Source organism: Streptomyces sp. DSM 116793 (genome assembly GCF_057320905.1).
Genome location: NZ_CM170494.1, coordinates 8,447,833 through 8,468,029, shown reverse-complemented (window position 1 = coordinate 8,468,029; position 20,197 = coordinate 8,447,833). Strand labels below are relative to the sequence as shown.

Sequence of the window (20,197 nt, the reverse complement as noted above, 5' to 3'; positions counted from 1 at the left end):
TGCGGCCGGACTCCGCCCGGCCGGTGCCGGGCCGTCCCTGCCGGGTGCCCGGGTTGCCCGGCCTTCCCGGGTCGGGTGTGAGGCGTTCGGCAGCGCTGCCGGGCCGCCGCACCGGTCCGTCGTGTGTCGCCGTCATCGCCGCCGCGTGCCCCTTCATCAGCTCGAACTGCCCGGGCGCCCCCCGGCCGGCCCGTGCACGCGGTGCGTGCTACCGGCCGGCCGGGTGCCCTCGGAAACGGCCGCGCACGGGCGTTCCAGAAGCGGGACTCTACGTCAGGCACGGCGTGCCACGCCAAACCGACCCATCGGGAATACCCCCGGCGTCCACGGCCTTTACCCCGGCGGCGTCCCCCCGCGGTCGCCAGTCCGGGGGATGACAGGAACCCCTGTGTACTCCTTTGGCAGTAGGACCCAATGCGTGCTCAGGGACGACGACACGAACCGCATTGCGAGGCATCGTGGAAGGTATGGACGCCGCCTGCACGCACCACGGGACAGACCGCACAGCGCGCTCTGCCCACCGCACGCCCGGCCCGGCGAGGTGCTCGAGATGAGTGCCCTCACCCTGGCCGTGCTGCTCTCCCTGGTCTCCGCCGTGGCGTACGCGGGCGGCGCCATCGTCCAGGAGCGGGTCGCCGCCGCGGCGCCCGGCCCGCAGTACGCCCCGCTGCACCGCCCGGTCTGGTGGGCCGCGGTCGGGCTCAACGCCCTGGGTGCCGTGCTCCACGTGGCGGCCCTGGCCTTCGGACCGCTCAGTCTGGTCCAGCCGCTCGGCGCCCTGACCATCGTCTTCGCGCTCCCCATGGCGGCCCTGTTCGCGGGGCGCAGGGCCGGCGCGACCGCCTGGCGGGGGGCCGTGATGGCCACGGTCGGGCTGGCCGGGCTGCTGGCGCTGACCGGGGTCTCCGACACCCAGTCGCTGAGCGGGCTCCAGCGGCTGGTCGTGGCGTCGGTCACCGCGGGCTCGATCGTGGCCCTGATGGTGACGGCGCACGCGCTGCACCACCATCCGGCGGTCCGCAGTGTGCTGCTGGCCACGGCATCCGGTGCCGCCTTCGGTATCGCGTCGGTGTTCACCAAGACCGTCGCGCTGGACTGGTCGGAGGGCACCACGCTCGCGGTGCTGCTGCCGACGCTGGGGGTGACCGCCGTGATGGCGGTGGCGGGCATGCTGCTGTCGCAGGCCTCCTACCGCGGCGCGGGCCTCGCCGCACCGCTGTCCACGCTCACGGTCGTCAACCCGGTGGTCGCGGCCGCGGTGGGCCTGACCATGTTCGGCGAGAGCTTCCGGCACGGCACCACGGGGGCCGTGCTGGCGCTGGGCTGCGGGGTGGTCGCGGCGGGCGGTCTGATCCTGCTGACGACCGAGCGCATCCACGCCGCGGGCCCGGCCGCCGGCGACCGCACCGTCACCGTGGCCGCGGCGGCCCGCGCGCAGCAGCCGGCGGCCGAGGGCCCCGCCGGAGGCGCCTCCCTGCCCGCGGACCTCGCCCGGTCGGTGCCCGCGCGGCAGGACATGGCACAGGGTGCCGCCCAGGATGCCTCGCCCGGGCCCGTGCCGGTGCTGGAGGACCTGGAGCGGATGCGGCGCGAGGAGCTGCCCGAGCTGAGGCGGTTCCCGGGCCTGCGGGAGGTGCCGGGGGATCTGTCCGACCTGGAGGAGGACCCGCAGCGGAGCAGGACGGCGCGCCTGCCCCGGCAGCCGGGGAGCTCGGAGCGGAGCGCCGGGGGGCGGCTCGCTCCCTGCGGCCGCCTCAGATCCTGACGCCGCCGGCCCGCAGATAGGCGAGCGGGTCGACGTCGGAACCGAATTCGGGCCCGGTCCGCACCTCGAAGTGCAGATGCGGGCCCGTGACGTTTCCGGTGGCGCCCGAGCGGCCGAGCCGCTGGCCGCCCACGACCTTCTGCCCGGTCTTCACCGAGATCGCCGAAAGGTGGGCGTACTGGCTGTACTTGCCGTCGGCGTGCCGGACCACCACCTGGTATCCGTACGAGCCGCCCCAGCCGGCGGCCACCACCTGGCCGGGCGCGATGGCCTTGACGGACGTGCCGGTGGGCACGAGGAAGTCGACGCCGGTGTGGTAGCCCTTCGACCAGGAGCCGCCCTGCGCGTGGTAGGGCGTGCCGATGGAGGCGGAGACCGGGGCGAGCAGGCCGTGGTGGGCGGGGTGCGCGGACGAGTGGGCCCTGGCGGCGGGCTTCGTGGCGGGCTTGGCCGGTTTCGCCGCGGGTTTCGCGGTCCTGGCGGGGGCCTGGGACGGCTTGTGGGCCTTGGGGTGTTCCGGCTTCGGGTGAGTGGGCTCGCCATGCCGGTCGGACGGGGCGGAGCGCGGCAGCGCCGAGGGCTCGGCCGGATGCTTCGGTGCGGGGCGGGCGGCCTTCCGCTGGTGCGGCACGGTGCCCCGGGAACCGTCGAGGGAGAGCCGCTGGCCCGGCACGATCAGGTCGGGGTCGGCTCCGACGGTGTTCCGGTTGACGGAGTAGAGCCGCTGCCAGCCGCCGTCGACACGGTGGTCCTCGGCGATCTCCGAGAGGGTGTCGCCGCGCACCACCGTGTACATCTCGGCGGTGCCCGCGCGGGACTGCGGGGTGGTCTCCGGCTTGACGTCCGGGGCGCCCTGCCTGGTCTGGCGGGTGCCCGCGGTGGTCCGGGAGCCGGTGTGCCCCTGGGAGCCGGTGTGCGCGGCGGCGGGCGCGGCCGGGGCGGGGCCGCCACGGGCGAGTCCGGCGCGTTCCGAGCAGGTGGGCCAGGCGCCGGGGCCCTGGCTGCCCAGCACCTTCTCGGCGACGGCGATCTGCTGGTCCTTGCCGGCCTGGTCGGCGCGCGGTGCGTAGGCCCGGCCGCCGTAGGCCTCCCAGGTGGACTGGGTGAACTGCAGGCCGCCGTAGTAGCCGTTGCCGGTGTTGACGTCCCAGCGGCCGCTGGACTCGCAGGCGGCGACCTTGTTCCAGGTGGCCGTGTCGGCGGCGTGGGCGACCGTGGTGCCGATGAGGGGTATGGCGAGGCCGGCGCCGCTCGCGGTGACGGTCAGCGAGGCGCGGTTGATCCGGTTCGGCTGGTACCTGCGGTGCCGACCGCGTACGGCCATGGGGGTCCCCCCGTCGAATGGCCGGAGGCGGACCCCGGCTCCCACAGCATTGGGCGCCGCAAAGTTACGCGCTGCGACAGGCCGGGACAAGAGGGCAATCAGTCGCTCATATCGGTGTTCCGGACGCGCAATCACCGCACACCGGGGCCGTCCGCACCCCGCCTGTCCAGCGGATTCCGGGCCCGCACCGGGGAGCGCGGCGGGCGCGTGCGGCACCGGGTGCCGCGTCCGAAAGCGACACCTGCTTCCGGCAGTTGCCCCGAGTTCCGGCCGGCGCCCCGGGTACTCCCCTGTCGAGACCTGTCGAGAGGGACCGCCGCCCAGGGGTGATACTGGCGGTCACGGCTTCTTTACTGATTCAGGAGTTATGCACATGAGCAGTTCGGCTCAGATCGGCGTCACGGGGCTTGCCGTGATGGGGCGCAACCTCGCCCGGAACTTCGCCCGCAACGGCTACACGGTCGCCGTCCACAACCGCACCTCGGCGAGGATGCGTGCGCTGGTGGAGGAGTTCGGCGGCGAGGGCGACTTCGTGCCGGCCGAGACCCCGCAGGAGTTGGTCGACGCGCTGGAGCGCCCCCGCCGGGTCATGATCATGGTGAAGGCCGGCGCCCCGACCGATGCGGTGATCGAGGAGTTCGCGCCGCTCCTGGAGCCGGGTGACATGATCATCGACGGCGGCAACGCACACTTCGACGACACCCGGCGCCGGGAGCGCGAGTTGCGTGACCGGGGCATCCACTTCGTCGGCACCGGCATCTCGGGCGGCGAGGAGGGCGCCCTGCACGGTCCCAGCATCATGCCGGGCGGCTCCCCGGAGTCGTACGCCTCGCTCGGCCCGATGCTGGAGAAGATCTCCGCGAAGTCGGCGGACGGGTCGCCCTGCGTGACCCACGTGGGCCCGGACGGCGCGGGACACTTCGTCAAGATGGTCCACAACGGCATCGAGTACGCGGACATGCAGCTCATCGGCGAGGCCTACCAGCTGCTGCGCGACGTGGCCGGATACACCCCCGCGCAGATCGCCGACATCTTCCGCACCTGGAACACCGGCCGGCTCGACTCGTACCTGATCGAGATCACCGCCGAGGTGCTGTCGCAGGCCGACGCCCGTACCGGGAACCCGTTCGTGGACGTGGTGCTCGACCAGGCCGAGCAGAAGGGCACCGGCCGCTGGACGGTGCAGGTCGCGCTCGACCTGGGCGTGCCGGTGTCCGGCATCGCCGAGGCCGTCTTCGCCCGCTCGCTGTCGGGCCACGCCGCACTGCGCGACGCCTCCCGGGGCCTCGCGGGCCCGACCGCGCAGCCGATGGGCGAGAAGGAGGCCGCGGCCTTCGCCGACCAGGTGGAACAGGCTCTCTACGCGTCGAAGATCGTCTCGTACACGCAGGGGTTCCACCTCATCGCCGCGGGCAGCGAGGAGTACGACTGGAACATCGACGCGGGCTCGGTCGCGGCGATCTGGCGCGCCGGCTGCATCATCCGCGCGGCGTTCCTGGACCGGATCCGCAGCGCCTACGACGCCCGCCCCGACCTGCCCAGCCTGCTCTCCGACAAGGGCTTCGCGGACGAGATCGCGGCGGCGCAGGACGACTGGCGCGCCGTGGTGGTGGCGGGGGTGCAGCAGGGTGTGGCGACCCCCGGCTTCTCGGCGGCGCTCGCCTACTACGACTCCCTGCGCGCAGGCCGCCTCCCCGCCGCGCTCACCCAGGCCCAGCGGGACTACTTCGGTGCGCACACCTACAAGCGCACGGACACCGAGGGCACCTTCCACACGCTCTGGGGCGGTGACCGCTCGGAGGTCGAGGCGTAGCACCGGGCCTCGTGAGACACGGCGCGGCCTCGCTGCGGCGTGCCGGCGGCCTTGCTGCGGCGTAGTGGCGGGCTCGCTGCGGCGTAGTGGCCTGCTCGCTGCGGCCTGGCGGGCTCGCTGCGGCGTAGTGGCCTGCTCGCTGCGGCCTGGCGGGCTCGCTCGGGGAACGCGCGCCCTGTGGGGCCGTGGCAGCCGGGGTCCGGTAAGACCGGCACGGGCAGCCGGGGTCCGGTGGGCCCCGGCACGGGCTAGGGTCCCTGGTCCTACAGCGGCCAGGGGCCATGTCCCCGCACCGGCCACCGGGGGCCAGGGCCGAGGCGCGCACGGGCCGATGATCCGCGGCCCTGCACGGGTCGGGCTCGGTGACCAAGACGGGCCGGGTGCTTGGCCCCACACCGGCCAGGGGCGTATCCCCGCACCGCCCGGACGGGGGCCGGGCCCCGGCCGGGCCAAGGACGTCGGCCCGCACTGGCCGAGAACCGCCGCCCCGCACTGGCCGAGGGACGGTGGCCCCCCAAGGGCCGGGGGCCGAGGGTCGGGGCTCCGCAGGCATTCCCCGACGGCCCCTGTGTCAGGCCCCTGCGTCAGGGGCGGCCTGTCAGGACACGGGTCCCGGCTCGGGCTCCGGCGTGGGGTCGGGGCCGGGCGGCTTCGGGACAGGTGACGGCTCCGGCATGGGCCGGGGGCCGGGGGCCGGCGTGGGATCCGGCGGCACCGGGTCGGGCGGGCGCGGATCCGGCGGCACCGGATCCGGCGGACGCGGTGGCCCGGGGCGGTCGGGGCCGGGGGTCGGGGTCGGAGGTACGGGATCTGGGAACGGGTGTGTCATTTTCGGCCTCCAGGCCGGTCGCCCGGACCACACTCCTCGTCGTCCGTGTCGCCCGGACATGATGGCTTTCTGCACTCGCCCCACGCGTACCCGGCGGGTGCCCGCCCACGCATCCATGGCGGCGCTCGACGTGCGCCCGGGCGCGGCAGGGTGCATACTGCGCGCCCGGGCAGGGGCTCAGTCCCTGGCCACGGCCCCCGGGCCGCGCACGGTGTCGCCGCCCGGAACCGGCTCGGAGGGGTCGGTGCCCCGGCCGACGATGCGGTTGGCGCGGTCCACGTGGACGACACGCGGACGCAGGGCACGGGCCTCGGCGTCGTCCACCTGCGCATAGCTGATCAGGATCACCAGGTCGCCGGGGTGCACCAGGTGCGCCGCGGCGCCGTTGATGCCGATCACGCCGGAACCCCGCTCCCCCTCGATGACGTAGGTCTCCAGGCGCGCGCCGTTGGTGATGTCGACGATATGGACCAGCTCGCCGGGCAGCAGGTCGGCGGCGTCCATCAGATCGGCGTCGATGGTCACGGAGCCCACGTAGTGGAGGTCCGCCTGTGTGACGGTGGCACGGTGGATCTTCGACTTGAACATGGTACGCAACATCGACACTCCTGAAAGTAGGCTCCCTGCCCGCGTTCTTGCAGGTCAGGGGCTGGCTCTCCACCCTACAACCAGTCGCGTGTCCGGGCAGCCGTCCCTGGGATTCCCAGGACTCGTGCTGACCGGATGCCGACTTGGCCGACGGGGCGTCAGCCACCGGGAGGAGCATCCTGGACCGTCGTCACGTTCCCGCGTTCCCCGCCGGTGGCGGCCGGCGCCAGCCTACGCAGCGACGTCGACGACCTCCGTGACGATCGCCACAGCGACAGAGACCAAGCACACCGTTCGCCACGTCCATCCCGTATCGATCGCGCTACCTGATGTGATGCCCACCGACGTGGCCGAGGCCCCGGTCGAGCGCCCGGCGGCGCCGCTGGCCGTCCCTGCCGCGGACTTCTCCGAGCGGGCACTGGAGGACTTCACCCGTGCCGCCCGCCGCATGCTCGGCGACGCCGGCTCACTCACCGTGCTTGCCGACTTCCTCGCCGACCGCTTCGGCGCAGGCCTGCACGACGGGCGGAACATGGTGGCGCTGCCGGTCAACAACGCCGGCTGCACCGTGGAACGGGCGATCCACGGTGCCGAGCAGCGGTACAACGACATTCCGGGCTGGGACCGGTCGCTGGTACCGGCCGCGATGGGCGGTGCCGAAGCCTCCGAGGTGCTGCGTGCCTCCACAGTCGCCGAGTCGACCGCCGCGCTGGACGCAGCCGCCGACCCGAAGGGCCTGGTGCTGGTAGAGGCGGTGCTGCCCATGATGGACGTGCCCGACCTGCTGGCGGCGGTCTCCCGGGCCGTCGCCGAGCAGAACGCCCCGGCGCTGGGAGAGTGAGCGACACGATGCGAACGACACGTCACGCCTCGATCGGTACGCACGGGCCGACGGCCGCGCCGGGACGGCACTGTGCTCCCACCGGCCCGGCCTTCGCCACCCTTCCGTGGCGGGCCGGAGCGGTGACCGGTGATTGGGTGGCCGCCGCCGGCACCACCGACCGCGCCGTCGCGCTGTATGTGCACGGCGGGCGCTTCCCAACGGCAGAGGATGCTGCCGCGTTCGCGGCGAGGCTCCCCGACAGCCTGAGCATCGCGGTCCTGTTGCCGCGTTACCGGCTCGCACCGCGACACCCTTACCTCGCCGCGGCACAGGACGTGCCGGCTGCCCACCGGGCGCTGCTGGAGCAGGGCCGTCCCGCGTCCAGGCGCGCACCGCCGGTCTCGTCGTCGGTGGCCTCGGGTCTCCGCGCGAGCTCGTCGCCCTCCACGTTCACAGCCGTCCGATACGACCCGCCACCCGCGCGGAGAGGAAGAACCCGATGACCACTCGCCAGTTCCCCGAACCCGCTGAGATCTTCGAGTTGTTGCGGTTCAAGAGGCCCGAGCTGAACGGCAGGAAACGCCGGCTCGACTCCGCGCTCACGATCCACGACCTGCGGAAGATCGCACGGCGGCGGACCCCCGCGGCGGCGTTCGACTACACCGACGGCGCGGCGGAGGACGAAGTGTCGATCACTCGGGCGCGCCAGGCGTTCCAGGACATCGAGTTCCACCCGCGGGTCCTGCGTGGCGCGGCGGACGTGGACACGTCCTGCGACATCTTCGGCGGGCCGAGTGCCTTGCCGTTCGGTATCGCCCCGACCGGGTTCACCCGGCTCATGCAGACCGAGGGGGAGGTCGCCGGTGCCGGCGCCGCGGGCGCGGCCGGGATCCCGTTCTCGCTGTCCACTCTCGGCACGACCTCGATCGAGGACGTCAAGGCCGTGAACCCGCTGGGCCGCAACTGGTTCCAGCTGTACGTGATGCGGGATCGGGAGATCTCCTACGCGCTGACCCGCCGGGCCGCCGAGGCAGGCTTCGACACCCTGTTGTTCACGGTCGACACCCCGGTGGCCGGGGCCCGGCTGCGGGACAAGCGCAACGGGTTCTCCATCCCCCCGCAGCTGACCGTGAGGACGATCGCCGACGCCGTGCCCCGGCCCTGGTGGTGGTACGACTTCCTGACGACTCCGAAACTCGAGTTCGCTTCCCTGTCGTCCACCGGCGGCACCGTCGGGGAACTGGTGGACGCGGCCATGGACCCGACGATCGGCTTCGAGGACCTCGAAGTGATCCGCTCGATATGGCCGGGCAAGCTCGTCATCAAAGGCGTGCAGTCGGTCGACGACGCGAGAAAGCTCGTCGATGCCGGTGTGGACGGGCTCGTGCTGTCCAACCACGGCGGACGTCAGCTCGACCGCGCACCGGTGCCGTTCCACCTGCTGCCGCACGTGGTCCGCGAACTCGGGAACGACGTCGAGGTCGCACTCGACACCGGCATCATGTCCGGCGCCGACATCGTCGCCTCGATCGCGCTCGGAGCCAAGTTCACCCTCGTCGGACGCGCCTACCTCTACGGCCTGATGGCCGGCGGCCGTGCCGGTGTGGAGCGGGTGATCCAGATCCTCTCCGAGCAGATCGCAAGGACCATGAAGCTCCTCGGTGTCGCGTCGCTCGCCGAACTCGGTCCGGAGCACGTCACCCAGCTCACCCGACTTCACCCACGCGCGTGAACAACGGCGTCTGCACTCCCGGACACGGCGGCTGCTCACCCCCGGTCCCCGGCGAGATCGCAGTTGTTAACTCCTTGACACATCGCAGGACGGCAAGGGTGTACATCGCCGTGCCAACCCCGGTCGTCCTCTCTCAGAGCGAGCGGTGAGCGAGGACGGGGGTGGAAGCAGCGGGCCGGAACCAGTCGGTCAGGCCGAACGTGGCGCTGGGCGAGTTCCTGCGCTCGCGGCGGGCCCGACTGGAGCCGGAGGAGGCCGGGCTGCCGGCCGGCCGCAGGCGCCGTGTCGCCGGCCTGCGGCGCGAAGAGCTCGCCTCGCTCGCCAACGTCAGCGTCGACTACTACACCCGCCTCGAAGAGGGGCGGCACGTAAGCGCCTCGCCCAGCGTCCTGGACGCCATCGCCACCGCACTGCGGCTGTCGGACGACGAGCGCAGTTACCTGCACCGGCTGGCCGCCCCGCGGGCCGGCGCCTACGCGGTCACGGACCGGGGGCGCCCCGAGACCGCCCGGTTGCTGCGGGCCCTCGATCCGACTCCCGCCGTGCTGTTGTGCCCCGCCATGGACGTCCTCGCCGCCAACGCGGGGCACCGTCGCCTGTATGTCGACTTCGAAGCGCTGCCGAGCCGCAACGCTCTCCACTGGATGCTCTTCGATCCCGGGGCCCGCAGTCTGTATGGCTCCGACTGGGCGGAGTCCGCGGCGGAGATGATCGGCATGCTCCGGCTGCGGAGTGACGAGGGGCTGAGCGACGCGCATTCCAGGGAAGTGATCGACGATCTCGCTGCGACCAGTGACTTCTTCCGTGAGGTGTGGGAGAGGAAGGTGGTGTCGACGGGGGTGCGGCGTGTCAGACGCTTCGCGCACCCCGAGGCCGGGCAGATCGAGATGTCCGTGGAGAACCTGCAAGTCGTTCACGCAGGCGGCCAGGTAGTGGTCGTCCACCTGCCGGAACCGGGCTCGCACGACGAGCAGGTGTGGCACTCGGTGATGGCGCGTCCCGCACCGGCGGGCGCCTGATCCCCATGCCGGGCTCGGACCACGCCTCCGTCCGGCACGGGATGGCCGTCATACCGGCCGGTGGAACCGCTGTGCAGGCACCAGTTGACCGCACGCGCCTCCCGCATTGTGACCGGCGTCATAGCCCAGCGAGGGCCAGGAAAACACTGATCATCACGCCTACGGTTTTCCCGTACAAAGCAGCCACGCACCGTATGCGTACTGAGTGAGTGGATTCCGGGCCGTTGCCGGCCGGCTTCGTGTGCCACCGGCGCGCGACGGCCTCCTTGGCGTCGCCCCTGTCCCGCGTGGTGTGTGCGTTCCGCCGGCAGTTCCCGCAGGGGTGGGGTTTCCCGACCTCGACCGAATCTTTCCCAGAGCAACCGCACGTCAACAAAGAGAAGGTGTATCCGTGACCGTCAGCCGTCTTCCCGATCTGCCCGACAGCTCCATCAACAGCCTGTTCACTCCCCAGGACACCGCCCTTGCGCTCATCGACCACCAGCCGCAGATGGTCTTCGGAGCCCGCAGCGCCGATCCCCAGTTGCTGATCAACAACGTCACGGCGCTCGCCCGTATGGCCAAGGTGTTCGACATCCCCACCGTGCTCACGTCCATTGCCGCGGACACTTTCGCCGGTCCATTGATCCCGCAGATCACGAGCACGCTGCCCGACATTGATGTCATCAACCGCTCCTACATCAACGCCTGGCAGGACGGGGCCTTCCGAGCCGCGGTGGAGGCCACCGGCCGGCGCCGTCTGCTCATAGCCGGTCTGTGGACCGAGGTCTGCGTGGCCTTCCCCGCCCTGTCGGCGACCGAGGCCGGGTACGAGGTTTTCGCCGTCGTCGACGCCTCGGCGGGCTCCAGCGTCGCCGCGCACGACGCTGCGATCGTGCGGATGTCCCAGAAGGGAGTTGTGCCCGTCAGTACTGCGAGCACCCTCTCCGAACTGCAGCGCGACTGGGACCGTAGCGACACGTACGGGCCCGTCAACGACATCGTCCGCGACCACATGGGCGCGTGGGGCGTGGGCCTCGACTACGTCCTTGCGGGGTTCTCCAAGAAGTAGGCCCCGTTCCCTGCCCCAGGGGTCTCGCGTGACGACACCGCGCGGCAGAGCCGTGTTCTGAGTGGTGCGGACTCGCCCTCCGGAGCCGCCGGCGACCTGTTCGTCGTCGGCGGCATCGTCGGCGGCCCGTTCCCTGTCGGTGGCCTGTTGAGCGGTCATCGGGTGGGCGTCACTGCGCCGGTCGCACCGTGGAACGGCCCGATCAGCCGTGAAGCGGTCGCCCGTTATCCGGGAGGCTTCGCTGTGACACTGTACGAACAGTTCGACATGACAGGTTCCACCAAGCTGAAGACGGAGCCTGAGACCCGCATCCAATTCTGGGCCGCCTACCTGATGTGGCTGTGCGCGGCGGACGACGAGGGCGCAGAGCCTCTTCCGGAGTGGTTCGGCGTGACCGCGCCGGACGTCGACGCGGCATACGAAGCGCTGACGGACGAGGAGCGCTGGCCCGTGTTCCAGATCCCCTTCGGTGGCGGACACACCGCCGTGGTGGTGCGCGAGAACTTCCCCGACGACAACGAAGGGACCCGGTACCTCCTCGTCCACCCCGACTGGAAGCAGAACGGCCACCTCGCCACCATCGACGGGCACCACGCAGGTCCCGGTCTGTCCTGGCGGGAGCTGAGCCACATCACGGAGCACGTGGATCGCACAGCACCGGGCGTCCACGACCCCGCTGCCCGCTTGCTGCTCCTGCTGCCCGCGCTCGGTGACAAGGACGTTCCGGTACGCGCACACAAGCTGGTCGCCGCGGCCCTGGTACGAACTGGCGCCTCGGCCACGGAGGCCCCCCGGGTGGCAGCGACCCTCCTGACCGCCCATCTCCTGTGGGGGTCCTCGGCCCGTTGGGCGCCGCCCGGCCCGCCCCGCTCAGCAGAGGCACGCAGCCATTCGCCGGCATCCTCCAATGCGACGCTCCGGGCAGTCCGCGGTTCGGCATGCGACTCGCCCAGAGCATCACCCGGGAACAGACCGAGCGACTCGCCCACGCGCTTGGCACCTGGCCCGTCTGACGACGCGATCGACAGCAGAGAGACACGCCCGGGTCAGCAACCGCATGACGAACTCTCCTGCTGTCGCCGTCAGGCGGCGGAGCGCTCGGTGACCGGTCGGCGGCGCAGGTTCACGCTTGATACGGCCGGCGGTGTGTAGGCCACGTCGTTGCGGCCGGCGTCGGTGCCGGGTGGAGCGATCTCGTCGATGCGGTTGAGGACGTCGTCGTCCAGGGTGACGTCGGCCCCGGCCAGCAGGTCGTCGAGTTGTTCCATGGTGCGTGGCCCGATGATCGCCGAGGTGACGCCCGGGTGGGCGATCGCGAACGCCATCGCGAGGTGGGTCATCGGCAGGCCGGCCTTTTCGGCGAGCGGGATGAGCCGTTCGACCACGTCGAGCTTGCGCTCGTCGGCGAAGTGCTGCCGCCCATGCAACCGGGACCGGTGGGTGCCGATCTTGCGGTCCTTGCGGTATCGGCCGGTGAGCAGGCCCTGGCCCAGTGGGCTCCAGACCAGCGTGCCCATCCCGTAGCGCCGGCAGACGGGCAGGACCTCGCGTTCGATGCTCCGGTTGACGATCGAGTACGGCGGCTGCTCGGTACGGAAGCGCTCAAGACAGCGCCGCTCGGCGACCCACTGCGCTTCGACGATCTCCGAGGCCGGGAAGGTCGACGATCCGATCGCGCGTACCTTGCCGCTGTGGATCAGGTCCGACAGCGCCGACAGCGTCTCCTCCACGTCGACCGTCGGATCAGGGCGGTGGACCTGGTAGAGGTCGAGGTGATCGGTCTGCAGGCGGCGCAGGGAGTGCTCGACCGCGGTGACGATCCATCGCCGTGAACCACCCCGGTGATTCGGATCGTCGCTCATCGGGAGGAACACCTTGCTGGCGAGCACGACGTTGTCGCGTCGGCCCTTGAGTGCCTTGCCGACGATTTCCTCTGATTCGCCGCGGGAGTACGCGTCGGCGGTGTCGATGAAGTTGATCCCCGCGTCCAGCGCCTTGTGGATGATCCGGATCGAATCGGCATGGTCGGCATTTCCCATGGTCCCGAACATCATGGCGCCCAGGCAGTAGGGGCTGACCTGAATTCCGGTCCGGCCCAGCGTGCGGTACTTCACACTTCTCCCCTTGGAGGAATCCGGTGAGCATTCGGTGAGCATTCGGTGAGTCATCGGCGACCTTCGTCGCCCACCCCCTGCTTCGTCCCGGAATCCATGGAACATTCCGGGACCTCCATGAGAACAGCGCCGCAGGCTGCCGCGCTATCAAGATCCTCTCGCGTGGTTGCACAGTCCTCTCGCTCGGTCGACCTTCATGGCAGCGCCCCCGGTCGGGCCGCCCGGGACCGGTATGCCTGGGACGGATCCTTCGAACCCACCGCCCGTGCGTGCCGATGGCGTCGCGGCTGGCACGGATGTCGCTAGTTTTTGCACGATCCTCTTGTTGCGCGGCGGATGGCTGCGGTCTTGTGCTGCAATCGCGGCATGTCACTGGGCGAGCTTCGCGACCTGTTGGAACGGCATGGCCGTCCCGATCTGACCACGGCCATCGACGGCGTTCGGATCTGCAGGGCGGACCGCGTCGTGTCGCCGGGAGCCTCGATGTCCGGTACGGTCCTGGCGGTTGTCGCTCAGGGTGGCAAGCGTCTGGCGCTGGGCGATCACGTCTACGAGTACGGGGCCGGGCAATATCTCGTCGCATCGGTGGATCTTCCGGTGACGGGACAATTCGTCGATGCCGTCCCGGGACGGCCTGCGCTCGGTTTCGCGATGACACTGGAGCCCTCGGTCATCGCGGAGCTGCTGTTGCGGACCGGTCCGGGTGAGCTGCGGCGGTCGCCGCGATCGCCCGGTTCCGCACGACTGGGCCTCTCGGTCAGTGATGCGCCGGACGAACTGCTCGACGCCATTGTGCGGCTGCTGCGTCTGCTCGACCGGCCGCGGGATCGGGGTGCACTGGCCCCCTTGATCAAACGTGAAATCCTCTGGCGGCTGATCACCGGGGAACAAGGTGATGTCGTGCGCCAGCTCGGGCTCGCGGACAGCAGCCTCAGTCACATCACACGAGCAGTGCGGTGGATTCGGCAGAACTACGCCCGGCAATTCCGGGTCGAGGAGTTGGCCCAACTGTCGGGCATGAGCGTGTCCGCATTCCATAAGAATTTTCAGGCGGTGACGGGGATGGCGCCGATCCAGTTTCAGAAGCACATCCGGTTGCAGATGGCACGACTGATCCTGGCGAATAATCCGAGCGACGTCACCGGAGTTGGGCATTCCGTGGGCTACGACAGTCCATCCCAGTTCAGCCGGGAGTACAGGCGACTTTTCGGTGCGCCACCCAGCCGTGATGCGGTGCGCATGCGGGATGAGGCCGGTGCCGCAGTGGCCGCGCTGCCCTGAATTCCCGTGCGGCCAAGAGGATCGTACATGCACGCGAGAGAATCCTGCTGGCCGGGCTCACACACTGTTGGTTTCATGGAGTTGCGGAAACACAGCGAAGCATTGCAGTCCCGCGGCCGAAAGTGCTGGTTCACGACGGTCGCCGACCGCAGAGAAAGTCGCCGACACGGTCCGCATAGAAGACTGACCAGGGTAATCAGAGACGCCGGCTGTGCTCTTTTTGTTCTGCACGGGCTCGGCGTGGTGTGCGCTCTCATCGGCGCGGCGGCTGTTGATCGAACATCCGCCGGCCCCGGTGTGAGCGAGGAACGATTCAGGGAGTGGCAATAATGCAGGGCAATGTCATCAACAAGATCTACGTCGACGGCGAGTTCGTGACCCCACACGGCACGGAACTGTTCGATCTGCACAATCCTGCCACAGGCGAAGTGATCGGGCAGGTCCAACTCGCCGACGAGGTCGACGCGCGGGCGGCCATCGCGGCGGCGAAGCGTGCACTGCCGGCGTGGTCCGCGACGTCCAAGGAAGAGCGGATCGACGCGCTGAGCCGGCTTCAGGCCGCACTCGCCGCCCACCGAGACGACCTCCTGGAAGCTGTCATCGTGGAGTACGGCGCGCCCCAGAGCAACGCCAACATAACGGACGCGGCCGTCGGAGCTTTCGCCGACATGATCGAAACGCTGGCGGAGTTCGACTTCGCACGGCAGATCGGCCGGGCCACCGTGGAACTGGCCCCGGTCGGTGTCGCCGGCTTGATCACGCCATGGAACGCGGATGCGTTCATCGTCTGCGACAAACTCGCGACCGCTCTGGCAGCCGGCTGCACCGTCGTCATCAAGCCCAGCGAGATGAGCGCGACGCAGACCCACGTCCTCACCCAGGCGCTGCACGAGGCCGGGCTGCCCAAGGGCGTCCTGAACATCGTGACGGGACGCGGGGACGTCGTCGGCTCGGTGATCAACCGCCACCCCGACGTCTCCAAGATCTCCTTCACGGGCTCCACCGCGACCGGCAAGGTCATCGCGAGCGAGGCGGTCGACACGTTGAAGCGCCTGACGCTGGAACTCGGCGGCAAGTCTCCGTCGATCATCCTCGACGACGCCGACCTCGAAGAAGCGATCTCCGGTGCGCTCCAGGCCGGGTTCTGGAACAGCGGCCAGGCGTGCGTCGCCGGTACCCGCATCCTGCTCCCGGAGAGCCGGCTCGACGAGGCGCTCACCCTCATCGCGAAGAAGGTCGAGGAGGAGTGGCCCGTCGGCGATCCGCGCGATACGGCGACGGCGATCGGTCCGATGGTGAGCGAGCGGCAGTGGGAGCGCGTCCAGAGCTACATCCGTCGCGGTATCGAGGAAGGCGCCCGAGTCGTCGTCGGTGGCCCCGGGCGCCCCGAGGGTCTCGAGAACGGGTACTTCGTGCGACCGACCGTGTTCGCCGACGTCACCAACGACATGACGATCGCTCGGGAGGAGATCTTCGGCCCGGTGCTGTCGGTCATCACGTACCGGGACGACGACCACGCCGTCGGCATCGCCAACGACACCACATACGGCCTGCATGCCTACGTGTTCGCGTCGGACCCCGAGCGGGCGCGCCGCATCGCATCGCGGATCGAGGCGGGCCGGGTCTCCATCAACGGTGGTTTCGAGAACCGGTCCCCCTTCGGCGGGTTCAAGCAGTCCGGCATCGGGCGGGAGTACGGCGTCTACGGTCTCGAGGGCTTCCTCGAACCGCGGTCCGTGATGGTGTGACCGGATAGGCACGGCCGGTCCCGGTCGGGTCGGTGTGACCGTGTGTACGACGATGCCACGGTTCACGGCGCTCCCGACCGGGTCGGCCCGATACCCGACCACGCTCTTGCGCGCCCTGCTTGTGCTGGCCAACACCGATGTCGCGGGCTGTTGGCCATCTGAGGAGTGGGCAACCGCCGGGGGCAAGCATCACGACCGGTTCACCGGTACGGCTCAGCGACCTGAGTCAGCACCGCGACGTACCCGCCCAAGGAGCCGTCCAGGTCTACTGCGAGCGCGCAGGAATCGCCGGTGGGGTCGTTGCGGCCCCAGGCCCTGAACATCTCGACGAGGGTTCACGTGGTTGCGGCACGGGCCATTCCGACTGCATCGCCATGACGTCGTCGTGGATCCACCAGGTCGCCGGTTTCGCCAGGTCCTCTTCCCGGACCGCCCGGAGGCTGACCTCGCGCTGCTGTCCGGGCATTCTGACGGGACTGTTTCGACGGACATCATCGCTGGTCGCTGTCACACCCTTTGACGATAGGCGCAGCGACTGCGCTCACAGCTGGCCTCTGTCTCATCATCGGGAGGAGGATCTCCCGTCAGCGCTCTGACAGTCCCTGACACACCGCGCCGGGTGAGAGACGCCGTCGAACACGGGAGGACACCATGAAAGCCTCAGCGGTGGTGGGCCGAAAAAACAGACGAAGGCCGGGGCCGTCATATGGATCACCGGTTTGTCCGGCGCCGGGAAGACCACCGTTTCCAGGGCGGTCGTGGAACTCCTTGAGCAGGGGGATGCCGGCCGGTCGTCCTGGACTTCGCCGGCCGACAACGGCGGTACGGCACCTGCCCAGGGGCTGTGTGCCAGGGAATCACGGACCAGGCGCGGACCTCCGCAGCAGCGGCGCGGCGAGCGCGCCGACCGTGATGAGGACGGCAGCGCCTGCTCCCACGAGCGGAGTACGCAGGCTCGTGGCGGCGGCCAGTGCGCCGGCGAGGCCGCTGCCGAGCGGGGTCAGGCCCCAGGAGACCATGCGGTACACACCGGAGACCCGTCCCATGGCGCTTGAGGGCGTGAGTCGTTGCCGCCGCGCGGCGCCCAGTACGTTCCACAGTCCCAGCCCGACGCCGGCCGCCACGACACCTCCCCAGACCATTTCCATGGTGTCGCTCGCCCCGACGACGAGAAAGCCGCCACCTCCCAGGGCCATGCCGGCAACCATCGCGAGTCCGTCGGTGATCCGCCTCGTCAGGCGGGGAGCGAGCCATGTGCCGACCAGGGCCGCCATGCCGAAGACCACCACCAGAAATCCGACGTTCCCAGGACGCATCGACAGCTGATCCACCGCGTACAGCGGCAACAGCGTGTTGAACACCGCCGCCGCCATGCTGCCGACCAGCACCATACAGACCAGCGGGCGCAGCCCGGTTTGGCCGAACAGGATCCGCAGGCCTTCGACGACGCCGGTGGAGAGCCGGGCGCCGGAGGTTCCTTGGGCGGCGAGGTCGGGCAGGGCCAGCGAGACGAGGGCGGAGAGCAGGAAGCAGGCGCCCAGCGCGGCGATGGCCGGTCCGGGGCCGAGGGAGAACAGGATCCCTCCCATGAACGGCCCGGCGAACCCGCCGGCGAGCGTGTTGACGGCGTAGAAACGGGCGTTCGCCGCGTCGATCTCCCGCGGCCCGGCCAGTCGCACCATCATGACCTGTGCGGCGGGGTCGGCGAAGGTCTCGGCGACCGTCAGCACGAACCCGAACGCGCACAGCACGGCCACCGACTCCGCCCCGGCGAGGACGATCGTCACCATGGCGGCCGTGACGAGGGCCCGAGCGGCATGGGCTGCGACCAGCACCGTGCGCGGCGGAAGCCCGTCCACCAGCGCGCCGGCCGGGAGTCCGCCCAGCAGCCACGGCAGGGCCTCCGCGACCGCCACCGCCGAGACCGCCAGCGGATCCCTGCTCTGTACTGCCGCGAGGAGCGGCAGGACGACGAATCTGATGCCGTCTCCGCACAGCGCGCTCGCCCACGTCAGGGTCAGCCTTCGGAAGCCGGGCGTGGCGATGCCGGTCGGCCGTTCGCACGACGGGGCCGGTGCGCGCCGGGCCGGCGGTGGTTGGCGAGCGGTAGGGGAGGTACTCACGGTCGTCATTCCTTCCGTGGCGTCCATGGCCGGGGCAGCCGGGTGTGGGCCTGTGGCCGGGGGCAGCCGGGTCTGCGCCGACGGTGCAAGCCGCGGGGCCGCGGCCTCCCGTCGTCGTGGGAGGCCGCGGAACCCCTGAAGGCGCACGTTGGTCGTGGCGGAAACGACCGTCAGCCCGCCGCCCGGACGCCGGCCCGGTCCGCAAGCGACTCGATCCGCTGCGCCAGATCACGCAGCCGTGGATTCTCGTAGACCATCCGGATCGGCAGGGTGAGGCCCAGTTCGGACCGCACCCGGGCGACCAGCTTGATCGCCAGCAGAGAGTGCCCGCCGAGTTTGAAGAAGTTGTCGTCAGCGCTGATCCGGGGCACCGCGAGCACCTCCGACCAGACCCGGGCGATCAGCTCCTCCGCCGAGCCTGACAGCCCGGCACCGGACGACCGGCCAGCCGGTTCCGCCGGCAGCGGCAGCCCCTGCCGGTCCATCTTGCCGCTGGCGGTGGTGGGGAAGCGTTCGAGCTCCATCAGCGCCGACGGCACCATGTACTCCGGCAGAGCGGCCGCCAGGTGCGCGCGCAGTTCCTCCTTCCCGAGCGCGGTCCGCGTCCGGTAGTAGGCGATCAGCCCCGGCGCACCGTGCAGGTCGTCCCGGTGGATCACGGCCGCCTCGACGACCGCCGGATGCCCCGCCACGGCGGACTCGATCTCGCCCAGCTCTATGCGGTGGCCGCGCAGCTTGACCTGTCCGTCCGCCCGGCCCACGTACTCCAGCCGGCCGTCGGGCAGCCGGCGGCAACGGTCCCCCGTCCGGTACATCCGGGTGCCGGTGCCGTACGGATCCGCGACAAAACGCTCGGCGGTGAGTCCGGTGCGGTGTCGGTAGCCACGGCCCACCTGCCGGCCTGCCAGGTGGAGTTCGCCGACCGCGCCGTCGGGTACCGGGCGCAGTTTCTCGTCCAGCAGCCGCCCGGTCAGCCCGGGCAGCACGGTGCCGATGTGTGGCTCCTCGCCGGAGGAGATGGCCCCGGCGGTTGCGTCGACGGTGCACTCCGTGGGCCCGTACAGATTGACCGCCCGCAGCGTTCCCTCGTCGACGAGTGCGGCGATGCGTTCCCACAGCTCCGCGTTGATCGCCTCGCCGCCGACGAGCAGGGTGAGGCGCGAGTCCGTGTGGCGCGACCGGAGCCGGGCCCCGTCGAGGTACTCCAGAAGCGGCTCCAGGTGGGACGGGGTGATGTCGAGGTCCGTGATTCCGGCCTCGACGACCGTCCGGGCCAGCAGCTCCGGGTCCGACCGGGTGGCCTCGCCGAGCATGACCAGAGTGTCGCCACGGCACAGCCGCACCCACTGCTGCACGGAAGCGTCGAAAGAGGGCGAGGCGTTCCAGGCGACCCGGCGTGTCGAGCCGCGGGCGATGCCCTCGGACTCCAGGTCCGCCAGCAGCGCGGCGATGGACGCCCGGCTGATCTCGACGCCCTTGGGGCGACCGGTCGAGCCTGAGGTGTAGATGACGTAGCACAGGGAACCGGGCCGGGCCAGCGCCGGGCGGAAGCCCGGTCCCTCCGGGCCGTGGTTCCCTTCGGCGGTGGGTGCGCACAGTTCGCCGACGGCCATCTGGGGGACGTCCGGGGCGTTGACCGGGGCGGACGGGCCGTCAGTGATCACCAGCCCCGCGGCGGCGTCCGTGACCAGGTAGCGCCTGCGCTCCGCGGGCAGCCGGGGGTCCACCGGCAGGTACGCGGCGCCCGCGGTGAGCACCCCGAGGAGGGCGGCCACCAAGGCGGCGCCGCGTGGCAGGCACAGAGCCACCACGCTCTCCTGGGTCATTCCCCTCTCGGCGAGCCTGGCGGCGATCCGCGCCGCGGCGGCCCGCAGTTCGCCGAAGGTGAGGCTCCGGTCCTCGGCGATCACGGCAGTGCGATCACCGGGAACCTCGGCGAGGCGGGCCAACAGGTCCTGTGGATCGGCAGTCTGAGCCATGGCGCGCC

16 protein-coding genes and 1 pseudogene are annotated in these 20,197 nt (G+C 70.8%); 11 read left to right on the top strand and 6 right to left on the bottom strand.

The annotated features are described in order from the left end of the window. Window positions 1-550 precede the first annotated feature (550 nt). Window positions 551-1,765, top strand: a complete 1,215-nt coding sequence (locus ACSMXW_RS33370) for a DMT family transporter (protein ID WP_485801880.1) — start codon at window positions 551-553, stop codon at window positions 1,763-1,765. On the opposite strand, the gene ACSMXW_RS33365 is transcribed toward ACSMXW_RS33370, so the two are convergent. Further along, complete coding sequence (locus tag ACSMXW_RS33365) at window positions 1,755-3,089, bottom strand: transglycosylase family protein (RefSeq protein ID WP_485801878.1); 1,335 nt, start codon at window positions 3,087-3,089, stop codon at window positions 1,755-1,757. The genes ACSMXW_RS33370 and ACSMXW_RS33365 overlap by 11 nt on opposite strands. Window positions 3,090-3,462: 373 nt before the next feature. On the opposite strand from ACSMXW_RS33365, the gene gndA reads away from it, so the two are divergent. Next, entirely contained in the window at window positions 3,463-4,902 is a 1,440-nt protein-coding gene (gene gndA / locus ACSMXW_RS33360; protein WP_485801876.1) for an NADP-dependent phosphogluconate dehydrogenase, read from the top strand. A gap of 1,006 nt (window positions 4,903-5,908) precedes the next feature. Here gndA and panD read toward each other — a convergent pair. Continuing rightward, window positions 5,909-6,331 carry an aspartate 1-decarboxylase gene (gene panD / locus ACSMXW_RS33355; RefSeq protein ID WP_485801875.1) on the bottom strand — a complete coding sequence of 141 codons (423 nt, stop codon included), beginning with the start codon at window positions 6,329-6,331 and terminating at the stop codon, window positions 5,909-5,911. A gap of 322 nt (window positions 6,332-6,653) precedes the next feature. Between panD and ACSMXW_RS33350 the strand changes: the two genes are divergently transcribed. From ACSMXW_RS33350 to ACSMXW_RS33325, 6 genes are all read left to right on the top strand, one after another. Further along, window positions 6,654-7,160 (top strand): thiamine pyrophosphate-dependent enzyme, encoded by a 507-nt coding sequence (locus ACSMXW_RS33350; protein WP_485801873.1) that lies wholly within the window; start codon window positions 6,654-6,656, stop codon window positions 7,158-7,160. Between the two features lie 8 nt (window positions 7,161-7,168). Next, window positions 7,169-7,645 (top strand): alpha/beta hydrolase fold domain-containing protein, encoded by a 477-nt coding sequence (locus ACSMXW_RS33345; RefSeq protein WP_485801871.1) that lies wholly within the window; start codon window positions 7,169-7,171, stop codon window positions 7,643-7,645. Next, the gene (locus ACSMXW_RS33340; RefSeq protein ID WP_485801869.1) at window positions 7,642-8,874 is read left to right on the top strand and encodes an alpha-hydroxy acid oxidase; all 1,233 of its coding nucleotides are present in this window, start codon (window positions 7,642-7,644) and stop codon (window positions 8,872-8,874) included. The genes ACSMXW_RS33345 and ACSMXW_RS33340 overlap by 4 nt, the downstream gene beginning before the upstream one ends. Before the next feature lie 161 nt (window positions 8,875-9,035). Beyond that, window positions 9,036-9,893, top strand: coding sequence for a helix-turn-helix transcriptional regulator (locus ACSMXW_RS33335; RefSeq protein ID WP_485801867.1), 858 nt, complete (start codon window positions 9,036-9,038; stop codon window positions 9,891-9,893). Window positions 9,894-10,284: 391 nt separating this feature from the next. Further along, window positions 10,285-10,944, top strand: a complete 660-nt coding sequence (locus tag ACSMXW_RS33330; protein WP_485801865.1) for a hydrolase — start codon at window positions 10,285-10,287, stop codon at window positions 10,942-10,944. A 243-nt stretch (window positions 10,945-11,187) separates the two neighbouring features. Next, window positions 11,188-12,096: a hypothetical protein gene (locus tag ACSMXW_RS33325; protein ID WP_485801864.1), complete on the top strand. Its 909-nt coding sequence runs from the start codon at window positions 11,188-11,190 to the stop codon at window positions 12,094-12,096. Here the strand turns inward: ACSMXW_RS33325 and ACSMXW_RS33320 are convergent. Further along, window positions 12,027-13,058: an aldo/keto reductase gene (locus ACSMXW_RS33320; protein ID WP_485801862.1), complete on the bottom strand. Its 1,032-nt coding sequence runs from the start codon at window positions 13,056-13,058 to the stop codon at window positions 12,027-12,029. The genes ACSMXW_RS33325 and ACSMXW_RS33320 overlap by 70 nt on opposite strands. A gap of 366 nt (window positions 13,059-13,424) precedes the next feature. Between ACSMXW_RS33320 and ACSMXW_RS33315 the strand changes: the two genes are divergently transcribed. Together ACSMXW_RS33315 and ACSMXW_RS33310 are read left to right on the top strand one after the other, a co-directional pair. Next, window positions 13,425-14,339 (top strand): AraC family transcriptional regulator, encoded by a 915-nt coding sequence (locus ACSMXW_RS33315; protein ID WP_485801860.1) that lies wholly within the window; start codon window positions 13,425-13,427, stop codon window positions 14,337-14,339. A 329-nt stretch (window positions 14,340-14,668) separates the two neighbouring features. Continuing rightward, complete coding sequence (locus ACSMXW_RS33310) at window positions 14,669-16,087, top strand: aldehyde dehydrogenase family protein (protein ID WP_485808462.1); 1,419 nt, start codon at window positions 14,669-14,671, stop codon at window positions 16,085-16,087. Window positions 16,088-16,287: 200 nt separating this feature from the next. Here the strand turns inward: ACSMXW_RS33310 and ACSMXW_RS33305 are convergent, their stop codons facing one another. Continuing rightward, a complete protein-coding gene (locus tag ACSMXW_RS33305) occupies window positions 16,288-16,410 on the bottom strand; it encodes a hypothetical protein (protein ID WP_485801858.1) in 123 nt (40 codons plus the stop codon). A 381-nt stretch (window positions 16,411-16,791) separates the two neighbouring features. Here ACSMXW_RS33305 and ACSMXW_RS33300 point away from each other — a divergent pair. Continuing rightward, a pseudogene (locus tag ACSMXW_RS33300) lies at window positions 16,792-16,851 on the top strand (adenylyl-sulfate kinase); the annotation flags it as partial. 93 nt (window positions 16,852-16,944) lie between these two features. Here ACSMXW_RS33300 and ACSMXW_RS33295 read toward each other — a convergent pair. Together ACSMXW_RS33295 and ACSMXW_RS33290 are read right to left on the bottom strand one after the other, a co-directional pair. Then, complete coding sequence (locus tag ACSMXW_RS33295) at window positions 16,945-18,210, bottom strand: MFS transporter (protein ID WP_485801857.1); 1,266 nt, start codon at window positions 18,208-18,210, stop codon at window positions 16,945-16,947. Between the two features lie 170 nt (window positions 18,211-18,380). Further along, window positions 18,381-20,189, bottom strand: coding sequence for a non-ribosomal peptide synthetase (locus tag ACSMXW_RS33290; RefSeq protein ID WP_485801855.1), 1,809 nt, complete (start codon window positions 20,187-20,189; stop codon window positions 18,381-18,383). Window positions 20,190-20,197 lie beyond the last annotated feature (8 nt).